Here is a 13,288-nt window from a genome sequence, read left to right as displayed (position 1 = left end):
ATCGTCGAAGCCCTGCGCAGCTCGCTCAGCGAGAACGAACGGCTGCGCCGGCAGAACCAGCAGCTCGCGGCGGCCGCCGCCGAGCCGGTCGCGATCGTCGCCGCCGCCTGCCGCTTCCCCGGCGGCGCGGACTCGCCGGAGGCGCTGTGGCAGCTGGTCGCCGAGGGCGGCGACGCGCTCTCCGGCCTGCCCGGCGATCGCGGCTGGGACCTGGACGCGCTCGCCCCGCCCGGCGCCGGGCCCGCCCCCCAGGGCGGCTTCGTGGCCGGCGCCGCCGAGTTCGACCCCGCCTTCTTCGGCATCTCGCCGCGCGAGGCGCTGGCCATGGACCCGCAGCAGCGGCTGCTGCTGGAGACCTCCTGGGAGGTCTTCGAACGGGCCGGGCTGGACCCGGCGACGCTCAAGGGCAGCCCGACCGGCGTCTTCGTCGGCGCCTCGCACACCGGCTACGGCGACGGCGTCGGCGAACTGCCCGAGGGCGTGGCCACCTACGCCGTCACCGGCATCTCCGCCAGCGTGATCTCCGGACGGCTCGCCTACACCTTCGGCCTGGAGGGCCCGGCGGTCACCGTGGACACCGCCTGCTCCTCCTCGCTGGTCGCCCTGCACCTCGCCGTGCAGGCGCTGCGCGCGGGGGAGTGCTCGCTGGCGCTGGTCGGCGGCGCGGCCGTGATGGCCATCCCCGGTGCCTTCCTGGGCTTCAGCGGGGTCGGGGTGATGGCGGGCGACAGCCGGTGCAAGGCCTTCGCGGCCGCCGCCGACGGCACCGGCTTCGCCGAGGGCGTCGGCACCGTGCTGGTCGAACGGCTCTCCGACGCCCGGCGCCATGGCCACCGGGTGCTGGCCGTGGTGCGCGGGACGGCCGTCAACCAGGACGGCGCCAGCAGCGGGCTCACCGCCCCCAACGGCCCCTCCCAGCAGCGGGTGATCCGCGCCGCGCTGGCCAACGCCCGGCTGTCGGCCGACCAAGTGGATGCCGTGGAGGCGCACGGCACCGGCACCGCGCTCGGCGACCCGATCGAGGCGCAGGCGCTGCTCGCCACCTACGGGCGCGGCCGGCCCGCCGAGCGGCCGCTGCGGCTCGGCTCGGTCAAGTCCAACCTGGGCCACACCCAGGCGGCGGCCGGCATGGCCGGGCTGATCAAGATGGTGATGGCGCTGCGGCACGAACTGCTGCCGCAGACGCTGCACGTCGACCGGCCGACCCCGCACGTGGACTGGTCGGCGGGCGCGGTCTCGCTGCTCACCGAGCCCGCCGCCTGGCCGCGCGGCGGGCAGCCGCGCCGGGCCGGGATCTCGGCCTTCGGCATCAGCGGCACCAACGCCCATGTGATCGTGGAGGAGGCGCCGGCCGAGGAGGCCGCCGAAGCCGACCCGGTCGAGCCGGTGTTCCGCACGCCCGCCGTGCCGGTGCCGCTCTCCGCGCGCGGCACCGCCGGACTGCGGGCCCAGGCCGCCAGGCTGGCCGCCCACCTCCGGGCGCATCCCGAACTCGGCCCCGCCGAGCTCGGGTTCTCGCTCGCCACCACCAGGGCCGCGCTGGAGCAGCGCGCGGCGCTGGCCGCCGCCGACCGGGACGGGCTGCTCGCCCGGCTGGACGAGCTGGCCGCCGAGGGCACCGGCGGCACCGCCGACACCGGCGGCCGGGTGGTCTTCGTCTTCCCCGGACAGGGCTCCCAGTGGATCGGCATGGGCGCCGAACTGCTCGACACCGCGCCGGTGTTCGCCGCGAAGATCGCCGAGTGCGAGGCGGCGCTGGCGCCCTGGGTGGACTGGTCGCTGACCGACATCCTGCGCGGCGGCCCGGGGCTGGAGCAGATCGACACGGTGCAGGTCGTGAACTGGGCGATGCTGGTCTCGCTGGCCGGGCTGTGGCGCTCCTTCGGCGTCGAACCGGCCGCCGTGGTCGGCCACTCGCAGGGCGAGATCGCGGCGGCCGTGGTCGCCGGCGCGCTCTCGCTGGAGGACGGCGCCCGGGTGGTCGCCCAGCGCAGCCGCACCGTGCTGGCGCTGGCCGGCACCGGGGCGATGGCCTCGGTGCAGCTGCCCGCCGCCGAGGTGGAGCGGCGGATCGCCGGCTACGGCGACCGGCTCTCGGTGGCGGTGGTCAACGGGCCGTCCGCCACCGTGGTCTCCGGCGAGGTCGCGGCCGTGGAGAGCTTCCTGACGGAGTGCCAGGACGTCCGGGCCCGCCGCACCGACGCGGGCTACGCCTCGCACTCCGCCCATGTCGCGCCGATCCGCGAGGAGTTGCTGACCGCGCTGGCCGGACTGGCGCCGCGCACCGCCGCCGTGCCGTTCTACTCCACGGTGACCGCCGGCCCGGTCGACACCGCCACCCTGGACGCCGAGTACTGGTACGCCAACCTGCGCAGCCCGGTGCGGTTCGCCGACGCGGTGGGCCGGCTGCTGGCGGACGGGTTCGGCGCCTTCGTGGAGGTCAGCGCGCACCCCGTGGTCGTGCCCGCGATCGCGGAGACGGCCGAGCAGGCCGGTGTCCGGGCGGCGGCCGTCGGCACGCTGCGGCGCGAGGAGGGCGGGCCCGAGCGGTTCCTGCTCTCCCTCGCCGAGGCCTGGGCCAACGGCGTCGCCGTCGACTGGCGGCCCGCCTTCCCGGCGCGGGCCCGGACGGTCGAGCTGCCGACCTACGCCTTCCAACGGCAGCGGTACTGGCTGGAGGCGGCTCCCGCCGGGGCCGACCGGGCGGTCGACCCCGTGGAGGGCGCGTTCTGGGAGGCCGTGGAGCGGGAGGACCCGGCGGCGCTGGCCGCCGCGATGGGCGGCGGCGGGGCCGGACTGGCCGCCGTGCTGCCCGAGTTGGCCGCCTGGCGGCGCGGGCAGCGGCGACAGGCGCGGCTGGACTCCTGGCGCTACCGGATCGCCTGGAAGCCGGTCGGGACCGAGCGCGGCCCGGCGCTGCACGGCAGTTGGCTGCTGGTCGCGCCGGAGCAGGCCGACCCGGAACTGCTGGAGTCCGTCCGGGAGATGCTCATCGGGCACGGCGCCGAGGTGCTGACCGTGACCGGCGCCGCCGGGCCGCTGCCCGCCGACACGCCCCTCGCGGGGGTGCTCTCGCTGCTCGCGCTGGACGAGCGCCCGCACCCCGAGCACCCGCTGCTCAGCACCGGGCTGGCCGGCACCGTCGCGCTGGTGCAGGCGCTGCTCGCCGCCGGAAGCCCCGCCCCGCTCTGGTGCCTGACCAGCGGCGCCGTCTCGGTGGCCCGCGCCGAACGCGCGAGCAGCCCGGCGCAGGCCCAGGTCTGGGGCCTGGGCCGGGTGGTGGCACTGGAGCAGCCCGAGCTGTGGGGCGGCCTGATCGACCTGCCCGCCGCGCCCGACCGGCGCGCGCTGGACCGGCTGGCCGCCGTGCTGGCCGGTCCGGACGGCGAGGACCAGCTCGCCGTCCGCCCCTCCGGGGTCTTCGCCCGCCGCCTGGTGCCCGCCCCGCTGAACGGCGCGCCCGCCGTGCGACCCTGGCGCCCGCGCGGCACCGTGCTGGTCACCGGCGGCACCGGGGCGCTCGGCGCGCACGCCGCCCGCTGGCTGGCCGCCAACGGCGCCGAGCACCTGGTGCTGACCAGCCGTCAGGGCGAGCGGGCCCCGGGGGCCGCCGAGTTGGCGGCCGAGCTCGGCGCGCTCGGAGCCCGGGTCACGCTCGCCGCCTGCGACCTCGCCGACCGGGCGGCGCTGGCCGCGCTGCTCGACGCCCACCCGCCGACCGCCGTGCTGCACACCGCCGGGGTCGGACAGGCCGCCACCGTCGACCAGCTGGACCTGGCCGAGACCGCGAAGCTGTTCGCCGGCAAGGCCGCCGGCGCCGTCCACCTGGACGAGCTGCTGGGCGACCGGGAGTTGGACGCCTTCGTGCTCTACTCCTCGAACGCGGGCGTCTGGGGCAGCGGCGGCCAGGCCGGATACGCGGCCGCCAACGCCTTCCTGGACGCGCTGGCCGAACAGCGCCGGGCCCGCGGCCTGACCGCCACCGCGATCGCCTGGGGCGGCTGGGGCGGCGGCGCGGGCATGATGGCCGACGCCACCGTGCGGGACATGCTGCAGCGGCGCGGCATCCTCGAGATGGAGCCCGAACTGGCCGTCGCCGCCCTGGTGCAGGCCGTCGAGCAGGACGAGACCTTCGTCTCCGTCACCGCCATGGACTGGCCGCGGTTCGCCCCCGGCTTCACCGCCCGCCGCCCCGCGCCCCTGCTCGCCGACCTGCCCGCGCTGCGCGAGACCGCCGCCGCCGCGGCCGCCGAACCGCCCGCCGCGGAGGGCGAGGAGGGCCTGGCCCGGCGGCTGGCCGGGCTGGACCCGCGCGAGCAGGAGCGGACCCTGCTCGCGCTGGTCCGCGCCCAGGTGGCCGCCGTGCTCGGCCACGCCTCCGCCGAGGCGGTGGAGCCCGGCCGGGTCTTCCGCGAGCTGGGCTTCGACTCCATCGTCGCCGTCGAGCTGCGCAACCGGCTGAACACCGCCACCGGCCTGCGGCTGCCCGCCTCGCTGGTCTTCGACCACCCCACCCCGGCGGCCCTGGCACGGTACGTGCTCGGCGAACTGACGGGGCATCAGGAGAATGTCGCGACCGAGGCGCCGGTCCGGGTGGACGAGGACCCGGTGGCCATCGTCGGCATGGCCTGCCGGCTGCCCGGCGGGATCGGCACACCCGAGGAGCTGTGGCAGGTGCTGGCCGACGGCGTGGACGTGGTCGGCGAAGCCCCCAAGGACCGCGGCTGGGAAGGGCTCGACCTGGCCCGCATCCTCGCCGCCCCCGACCAGCTCGCCTTCCTCGAGGAGGGCGGATTCCTCACCGGGGTCGCCGACTTCGACGCCGAGTTCTTCGGCATCACCGCCGAGGAGGCCGCCGCGATGGACCCGCAGCAGCGGCTGCTGCTGGAGCTGTCCTGGGAGTCCTTCGAGCGCGGCGGTCTCAACGGCACGGCGCTGCGCGGCAGTCGGACCGGCGTCTTCCTCGGCACCTTCTTCCAGGGCTACAGCTTCACCAACCGGCAGGCGCCCAAGGCCACCCGGCCCTACCTGGCCGGCGGCAGCTCGCCCGCCATCGCGGCCGGCCGGATCGCCTTCGCGCTCGGCCTGGAGGGCCCGGCCTTCACCGTCGACACCGGCTGCTCCTCCTCCGCCGTCGCCCTCCACCTGGCCACCCGGGCGCTGCGCGCGGGCGACTGCTCGCTGGCGCTGGCCGGCGGCGTCACCGTGCTCTCGCACCCCGTCTCCTTCCCCTCGCTCGGCGGCGGCGCGGCGCCGGACGGCCGCAGCAAGCCGTTCGCCGCCGCCGCCGACGGCACCGGCTGGGGGGAGGGCGCCGGCATGCTGCTGCTGGAACGCCTCTCCGACGCCCGCCGCCACGGCCACCCGGTGCTCGCCGTGCTGCGCGGCACCGCCGTCAACCACGACGGCGCCACCAACGGGCTGACCGCCCCGAGCGGCCCCTCCCAGGAGCGGGTGATCCAGGCCGCGCTGGCCGACGCCGGCCTGCGCCCCGCCGACATCGACGTGGTCGAGGCGCACGGCACCGGCTCGCCGCTGGGCGACTCGGTGGAGGCCGAGGCGCTGCTCGCCGCCTACGGGCGGGAGCGGCCGGACGGGCGGCCGCTGCTGGTGGGCACCGTCAAGTCGCACATCGGCCACCCGCAGGCCGCCTCCGGCGCGGTCGGCGTGATCAAGACCGTGCTCGCGCTGCGCCACCAGCTGCAGCCCGCGATGCTCCACCTGGACCGGCCGACCGAGCTGGTCGACTGGTCGTCAGGCACGGTGCGGCTGCTGGACGCCGACGTGCCCTGGCCGGCGGGGGAGCGGCCGCGCCGGGCCGGCGTCTCCTCCTTCGGCGGCAGCGGCACCAAGGTGCACCTGATCCTGGAGGAGGCGCCGCCCGTGCCCGCGCGGCCGGAACCCGCGGCCGGCGCGGTGCTGCCGTTCGTGCTCTCCGGCCGCACGCCCGAGGCACTGCGCGGCCAGGCCCGGCGGCTCGCCGCCCAGCTTCGCACCGGCGCCGCGGCCCCGCTGGACCTCGCCTACTCGCTGGCGGCCGGCCGGGCCGTCTTCGCCTACCGGGCGGTGCTGGCCGCCCACGGCACGGCGGAGCTGCTGGCGGGCCTGGCGGCGCTGACCGCGGACGGCCCGGCGGCCGGCGAGGCGCGGCTCGTGCTGCACTTCCCGGCGGCCGGCCCGCTCGCCGACGTCCGGGAGCTGTACCAGGCGCTGCCCGGCTACGCCGACGCCTGGGACGCGGTCTGCTCGCACCTGGACGGCAGCCTCGAACTGTCACTGCGCGACGCGCTGTTCGCCGAGGGGCCGGTGGACCTGGCGCTGGTGGAGGCGGCCTCCTTCGCGGCCCAGCTCGCGCTGCACGGGCTGCTGCGCACCTGGGGCGTGCGGCCGGAGGCGGTCTCCGGCAGCGGCGCCGGGCTGGTCGCCGCGGCCTGCGCCGCCGGGGTGCTGGAACTGCCCGAGGCGGTGGAGCTGCTGACCGCCGGGCCGGGCGCGCTGGGCCGGCTGCACTGGCGGCCCGCCCAGGTGCCGCTGCTGGCCGGCGGCGAGCAGGCCGGCGCCGAGCGGCTCGCCGACCCGGAGTTCTGGACCGCCGAGCACGCCCCGGCCGACGGCGACCCGCTGCTCACCCTGGACCCGCCGCGGCTCGCCACCCAGCGCGCGCTGCTGCGCGCCGTCGGCGCAGCCTTCGCCCGCGGCGCCGACGTGGACTGGCCCGCGTTCTTCACCGGCTCCGGCGCCCGGCTGACCGACCTGCCCACCTACGCCTTCCAGCGCGAGCGCTACTGGCTGGCCGACGGCACCGGCACCGTCCAGCGCGAGCGCACCGGCGCGGGCACCGTGGACGACCGCAGCCGCAAGGCGGCCGTGCTGGAGTACTTCCGCCGGGTCAACGCGGGCGAGGTCGACCGGGTGCTGGAGCTGTTCGCGCCGGACGCCGTGATCGAGGACCCGGTCGGCCAGGAGCCGCGCCAGGGCACCGAGGCGCTGCGCGAGTACTACGAGATCACCCTGCAGCAGTCCAAGGTCGAGGTCACCGTCGGCCACCCGGTCGGCGCCCAGGACGGCAGCTCCGTCGCCATCCCGGTCACCGGCCACCTCACCGCCGTCGCGGACCCGGCCCAGCGCCGGGTCAGCATCGACTGCGTGGACGTCTTCGAACTCGACGACGAGGGGAAGATCACCGGACTGCGGGTCTACTGGGGCCTGACCGACTACGAGTTCAGCGAGGAGTGAGGCACTGTTGAGCTGATCATCGCAGCGCCCGGCTGATAGGCTGTCAGACCGCCCGAGAGACACGCCCTGCCATGGGCTGGAGCCCGGCCAGGCGCCGCGAGGAGTTCGCGGCAGTGCGACCCGGCCGCCGGCGGCCTCTCTCCCTCAACGGGCGTTCCGCGATCTCAGCGACGCAAGCAGAGGAGTGCACAGATGAACGACGACCAGTGGATCCGGCGCTTCCACCCAGGGCCGGACGCGGGGGTACGGGTGCTCTGCCTGCCCCACGCGGGCGGCTCCGCGAGCTTCTTCTTCCCGCTCTCCGCCGCCCTCGCCCCGGAGGTGGAGACCTTCGCGGTGCAGTACCCGGGCCGGCAGGACCGGCGGACCGAGCAGCCGCTGGAGAGCATCACCGAACTGGCCGCGCAGGTGGCGGCCGCCCTGGACCCGGCGGACCGGCGGCCGCTGGTGCTCTTCGGCCACAGCATGGGGGCCCTGGTGGCCTACGAGCTGGCCCGGCTGCTCCAGCAGCGCGGCGCGGCGCCCGGCGCGGTCTTCCTCTCGGGCCGCCGCGCGCCCAGCCGCGGCGTCCCCGAGACGGTGCACCTGCGCGACGACGCCGGGGTGCTCGCCGAGGTGAAGGCGCTGAGCGGCACCGACGCGCGGCTGCTCGGCGACGACGAGCTGCTGGCGATGATCCTGCCGGCCATCCGGGCCGACTACACCGCGCTCGGCCGCTACCGGCACACCGCCGAGCCGCTGCTGGAGAGCCCGGTCACCGTGCTGGTCGGCGACGCCGACCCGATGACCGCGGTGGCGGACGCCGGGGCCTGGGCCGAGCACACCACCGGCGCCTTCGACCAGCGGGTCTTCACCGGCGGCCACTTCTACCTGAGCCACCACCAGGGCGAGATCACCGACCTGGTCGCCCGGACGGCGAAGGCGCTGCGCTGACGACCGCTGCCCCTGGTCCGGAGCGGACCAGGGGCAGCGGTGTCGCGAACGGGCCGGCTACTCGGAGAGCCGGATCAGCCGCACCGGGCAGAGCGAGGCGGTCTGCCGGACGGCCGCGTGCAGCTCGGCCGGCGGCTGCTCCTGGAGCAGCGTCACGATGCCGTCCTCGTCCTGGTCGAAGACCTCCGGGGCGAGCATCACGCACTGGCCGGCCGAGACGCACCGGTCGGGGGAGACGCTGACGCGCATGGCGGCGGCCCCCCTCACCAGGTGACGGGGAGCCGGCGGACGCCGTAGACCAGCGCCTCGTCCTTGAACCCCAGCTCGTCGAACGGGACGGCGAGCCGCAGGCCCGGGATCCGGCGGAACAGCGTGCCGTAGACGATCTCCAGCTCGATCCGGGCCAGGTTCTGGCCGATGCACTGGTGGATGCCGTAGCCGAAGGCCAGGTGGCTGCGGGCCTCCTCGCGGCGGATGTCCAGGGTGTCCGGGTCCGGGAAGACGGCCTCGTCGTGGTTGGCGGCGTTGTTGAGCGGCAGGATGCCCTCGCCCGCCTTGATGGTCACCCCGCCCAGCTCGATGTCGGCCAGGGCGACCCGGGCGGTGCCGGAGTCGGAGATGGAGAAGAACCGCAGCAGCTCCTCCACCGCGCCCGGCAGCAGCTCGGGGTCGGCCTTGACCGCCGCCAGCTGGTCCGGGTGCTCCAGCAGGCCGAGCACGCCGAGCGAGATCATGTTGGCGGTGGTCTCGTGGCCGCCGACCAGCATCAGCCGGGCCATCGTGACGATGTCGGTGTGGTCGGCGATCGGCTCCTCGCGGTTCTTCTCGATGAACCGGCTGATCAGGTCGTCGCCGGGCTCGTTCTCCTTGGCGGTGATCAGCTTGTCCAGGTAGGTGTCCAGGGCCACCACCGCGGCGCCGTACTCCTCCGGACTGATGCCGTGGCTCATCATCGTCGCCGACCACTCCTCGAACTGCGGGTGGTCCTCGTAGGGGACGCCCAGCAGTTCGCAGATCACCAGCGAGGGCACGGCCAGCGCCAGCGCCGCCACCAGGTCGACCGGGCCGCCCTTGGCGAGCATCGCGTCGATCCGCTCGTCGACGATCTGCTGGATCCGGGGCCGCAGCGCGCGCATCCGGCGGGCGGTGAACTCGGGGATCAGGTAGCGGCGCTGGGCGGTGTGCTCGGGCGGGTCCATCGAGAGCATCATCAGCCGGACCTCCCGCAGCATCTCCGGGGGGATCGGGAACTGGTGCGGGTAGCCCGGCAGTTTGAGGTTGGAGCTGACCCGGTCGTCGCCGAGCACCGCCCTGACCTGCTCATGGGTGGTGACCAGCCAGGCGGGGCTGCCGGTGACCTTCAGCACCGCCTGGGAGACCGGCTGCTCCGCGCGCAGCTCGGCGTACCGCGCCGGCGGGCGGAAGGGGCAGGTGCGCGTCATGGGGAAGTCCGGCAGCGCGGCGGCCGGTTGGTCCTGGGTCATGGTGCCCTCTCGGGGTCGGTCCGCCTGGGTCACCAGGTGACGGGCAGTTCGTACATGCCGTAGACGATCGCGTCGTCCTTGAAGGTGAGCCCGGACACCGGGACGGCCAACCGGAGCTCGGGGATGCGGCGGAACAGGGTCTCGTAGACGATCTCGAGCTCGATCCGGGCCAGGTTCTGGCCGATGCACTGGTGGATGCCGTAGCCGAAGGCCAGGTGGCTGCGGGCCTCGCGGCGGATGTCCAGGGTGTCGGGGTCGGGGAAGACCGACTCGTCGTGGTTGGCCGAGTTGTTGAGCGGCAGGATGCCCTCGCCGGCCCTGATGGTGACGCCGTCCAGCTCGATGTCCTCCAGCGCCACCCGGGCGGTGCCGGAGTCGGAGATGGAGAAGAACCGCAGCAGCTCCTCGACGGCCTTGGGCAGCAGCTCGGGCTCGGCGCGCAGGGCGGCCAGCTGCTCCGGGTGCTCCAGCAGAGCCAGGGTGCCCAGCGCGATCATGTTGGCGGTGGTCTCGTGGCCGGTGACCAGCATCAGCCGGGCCATGCTGACGATGTCGGCGTGCTCCACCGAGGGCTCGGCCCGGTTGGCCGCGATCAGCCGGCTGATCATGTCGTCACCCGGCTCGGACTCCTTGGCGGTGACCAACTGGTCGACGTACTGGTCGAGTTCGTAGTGCGCCAGGCCGCGCTCGGCGTCGCTGATCTGCTGGTTCATGATCTGGCCGGCCCAGTGCTCGAAGCGCGGGTGGTCCTCGTAGGGGACGCCGAGCAGCCGGCAGATCACCAGCGAGGGCACCGGCAGCGCGAGCGCGCCGACCAGGTCCAGCGGGCCGCCCGCGGCCAGCATCGCGTCGATCCGCTCGTCGACGATCTGCTGGATGCCGGGGCGCAGCGCGCGCATCCGGCGCAGGCTGAACTCCGGGGCCAGCAGGCGGCGCTGGACGGTGTGCTCGGGCTGGTCCATGGAGAGGAAGGTGAGCGGCACGGACTGCAGCAACTCCTCGGGCACCGGCACCTGCAGCGGGTAGCCGGGCAGCTTGAGGTTGGCGCTCACCCGGGAGTCGCCGAGCACCTTCTTCAGGCCCTCGTAGGTGCTGACCAGCCACGCGGGCTTGCCGTTGACCTTGAGCACGGCCCGGGAGACCGGCTCCTTCGCGCGGAGCTCGGCGTAGCGCGCCGGCGGGGTGAACGGGCAGGCGCGCGGCATCGGGAAGGCGGGCGGCTCGTCGGCCGGACGGTGCTGGTCGGCTGTCTGGGTCATGGTGCGCACGCTAGGCGGCCCGCCGGGCCCGAAGTACCCCTGCCCACCCCTACCGTTCAGGCTGCTCTCCAGCGGCTCTCCGCCCCCGGGTGCTAGGGGCGGCTAGGGGTGCGGCCGGGCCGTCGCAGCGGGTTAGCGTCGGGGCCGGATCACGATTCCGTGCCCTCCCGAACCCGTCCGTCGACTGAGGTGGTTGCCGTGCCCCTGGAGCCCAGCGCGAAGGGAACCGTCCCGTTCGGGGAGTACCGGACCTGGTACCGGGTCACCGGCGACCTGAAGTCCGGCAGACCGGCCGTGGTGGTGGTGCACGGCGGCCCCGGCAGCACCCACGACTACCTGCTGCAGCTGTCCGAACTCGCCGAGCTGGGCTGGCCGGTGGTGCACTACGACCAGCTCGGCAACGGCGGCTCGACCCACCTGCCGCACAAGGGCGCCGAGTTCTGGAAGGTCGACCTCTTCGCCGCCGAACTGACGAACCTGCTGGCCGAGTTGGACATCGCGGACGACTACGTGCTGTTCGGCCAGTCCTGGGGCGGCCTGCTGGCCGCCAAGCACGCGATGGCCCGGCCGACCGGGCTGCGCGGCCTGGTGGTGGCCAACTCGCCGGCGTCCTACCCGCTCTGGCTCAGCGAGATGGCCGTGCTGCGGGCCCAGCTGCCGCCCGAGGTGCAGCAGACCCTGCTGAGGCACGAGGCAGCCGAGACCTTCGACTCGCCCGAGTACCTGGCCGCCATGCGGGTCTTCTACGACCGCCACGTCTGCCGGATCCTGCCCTGGCCGCGGGACTTCCTCTCCTCCTTCATGGAGATCTACAACGACCCGACCGTGTACTACACGATGAACGGGCCCAACGAGTTCCATGTGATCGGCACCCTCAAGGACTGGTCGATCATCGAGGAGCTGGACGGGATCCGGACCCCGACCCTGCTGATCAGCGGCAGGTACGACGAGGCGACCCCGGTCACCATGCAGCCCTACTTCGACCGCATCCCCACCGTGCGCTGGGAGGTCTTCGAGAACTCCAGCCACTGCCCGCACCTGGAGGAGTCGGCCCGGTTCACCGAGGTGATGGCCGGCTTCCTCGCCGAACTGGCCCAGCCGGCCGCGGAGGTGCGGCCGTGACCAAGCGCACGGCGATGGTCTTCCCCGGCATGGGCCCGGCCGCCTTCCGGGAGGCCGGCCGGTTCATGGTGGCCAACCGGCAGGCCCGCGCGCTGGTGGCGGTGGCCGACGAGGTGCTCGGCTACTCCCTGGTGGACGCCTTCCGCGAGGCCGAGGGCGACTACTCCGAGGCGGCCCAGGTGGCCTTCCTGGTCAACTGCCTGGCCAGCGCCGAGTGGGCGCGCGAGGAACTGGGCGTGGCGGCCGAGGCGGTGCTCGGCCCGAGCTTCGGCGAGAAGGCGGCCGTCGCCTACGCCCAGGCGCTGCCGGTGCCCGAGGCCGTCCGGATGACTGCCGAACTGGCCCGCTGCATGGACGACTACTTCAGCCGCGAGCACACCGACATCGTGGTGCAGTCCTTCGTCCGCACCCCCGAGCCGGAGCTGCGGACCATCCTCGCCGAACTGGACGAGCAGGGCGAGTGGCACGACATCTCCTGCTACATCGACGAGGGCTTCTACATGCTCTCGCTGCGCGAATCCCGGGTGGAGTGGCTGCAGCAGCGGCTGCGCGCGGTCGGCGGGATGCCGCTCTACACCATGCGCCCGCCGCTGCACTCGGGCGCCTTCACGGGGCTGCGCGAGAAGGCCGAGCGCGAGGTGCTGGCCACCCTGGAGTTCACCGACCCGAAGCTGCCGGTGGTGGCCGACCAGGACGGCGCGCTGCTCACCACGGCCGAGCAGGTGCGCACCATGCTGCTGGACAGCATCGTCCGCCCGCTGCGCTGGCCGGCGGCGGTGGCCGGGCTGCGGCGGCTGGAGATCGAGCGGGTCTGCGTGGCCGGGCCGGACAGCCTGTTCGGCCGAGTCCCCTGCACCACCGCCAATTTCGAGGTGCTGCCGGCCAACCCCCGGCTGGCGATGACCCCGAGGCGCCGCACCACCGCCGGCTGAGACACCTGCCGACCAACCGCACCCGGCGACGAACACCAACCTGAGGGAGTCACCATGTGGGACCAGACCTTCGAAGAGACCCTGCGCCGCTTCCTGCCGTTCCTGCCGCCGGGGGAGGAGCTGGCCGAGGACACCCCGCTGCGCGACCTGGGCCTGGACTCGCTCGGCACCGTCGAGCTGCTGGGCAACCTGGAGGGCGCCTACGACGTCCGCTTCCTGGACGACGCGCTGACCCCGGAGACCTTCGCCACCCCGGCCGTGCTCTGGAAGACCGTGGCGGGCCTGCTGCCCGGCTCCGCCATCTGACGCACCGTCAGCAGAC

7 protein-coding genes and 1 pseudogene are annotated in these 13,288 nt (G+C 74.9%); 5 read left to right on the top strand and 3 right to left on the bottom strand.

Annotation, left to right across the window (positions count from 1 at the left end; genetic code table 11):
• Positions 1–3 precede the first annotated feature (3 nt).
• Both ACFYNO_RS22240 and ACFYNO_RS22235 read left to right on the top strand, forming a co-directional pair.
• Positions 4–7,236: pseudogene (locus tag ACFYNO_RS22240) on the top strand (type I polyketide synthase); the annotation flags it as partial.
• Between the two features lie 192 nt (positions 7,237–7,428).
• A complete protein-coding gene (locus tag ACFYNO_RS22235; RefSeq protein ID WP_388014947.1) occupies positions 7,429–8,169 on the top strand; it encodes a thioesterase II family protein in 741 nt (246 codons plus the stop codon).
• A 57-nt stretch (positions 8,170–8,226) separates the two neighbouring features.
• Here the strand turns inward: ACFYNO_RS22235 and ACFYNO_RS22230 are convergent, their stop codons facing one another.
• The 3 genes from ACFYNO_RS22230 to ACFYNO_RS22220 are packed head-to-tail and all read right to left on the bottom strand — an operon-like array spanning position 8,227 to position 10,912.
• On the bottom strand, positions 8,227–8,418 hold the full coding sequence (locus ACFYNO_RS22230; RefSeq protein ID WP_388014944.1) for a ferredoxin: 192 nt from the start codon (positions 8,416–8,418) through the stop codon (positions 8,227–8,229).
• Between the two features lie 14 nt (positions 8,419–8,432).
• Entirely contained in the window at positions 8,433–9,653 is a 1,221-nt protein-coding gene (locus ACFYNO_RS22225; RefSeq protein ID WP_388014941.1) for a cytochrome P450, read from the bottom strand.
• A gap of 29 nt (positions 9,654–9,682) precedes the next feature.
• Positions 9,683–10,912 (bottom strand): cytochrome P450, encoded by a 1,230-nt coding sequence (locus ACFYNO_RS22220; RefSeq protein WP_388014938.1) that lies wholly within the window; start codon positions 10,910–10,912, stop codon positions 9,683–9,685.
• Positions 10,913–11,110: 198 nt separating this feature from the next.
• On the opposite strand from ACFYNO_RS22220, the gene ACFYNO_RS22215 reads away from it, so the two are divergent.
• Genes ACFYNO_RS22215 through ACFYNO_RS22205 form a run of 3 tightly spaced genes read left to right on the top strand, consistent with a single transcriptional unit; the run spans position 11,111 to position 13,272 of the window.
• Positions 11,111–12,034, top strand: a complete 924-nt coding sequence (locus tag ACFYNO_RS22215; protein WP_388014935.1) for a proline iminopeptidase-family hydrolase — start codon at positions 11,111–11,113, stop codon at positions 12,032–12,034.
• On the top strand, positions 12,031–12,966 hold the full coding sequence (locus ACFYNO_RS22210) for an ACP S-malonyltransferase (protein ID WP_388014932.1): 936 nt from the start codon (positions 12,031–12,033) through the stop codon (positions 12,964–12,966). Before ACFYNO_RS22215 ends, ACFYNO_RS22210 begins: the two co-directional genes overlap by 4 nt.
• A gap of 54 nt (positions 12,967–13,020) precedes the next feature.
• Positions 13,021–13,272, top strand: coding sequence for a phosphopantetheine-binding protein (locus ACFYNO_RS22205; protein WP_388014929.1), 252 nt, complete (start codon positions 13,021–13,023; stop codon positions 13,270–13,272).
• Positions 13,273–13,288: the final 16 nt, after the last annotated feature.

The sequence above is a fragment of the Kitasatospora sp. NPDC006697 genome, from assembly GCF_042869935.1.
Classification (GTDB): domain Bacteria; phylum Actinomycetota; class Actinomycetes; order Streptomycetales; family Streptomycetaceae; genus Kitasatospora.
The sequence above is the reverse complement of the archived record's forward strand: the minus strand, read 5'-3'. Positions and strand labels throughout refer to the sequence as shown.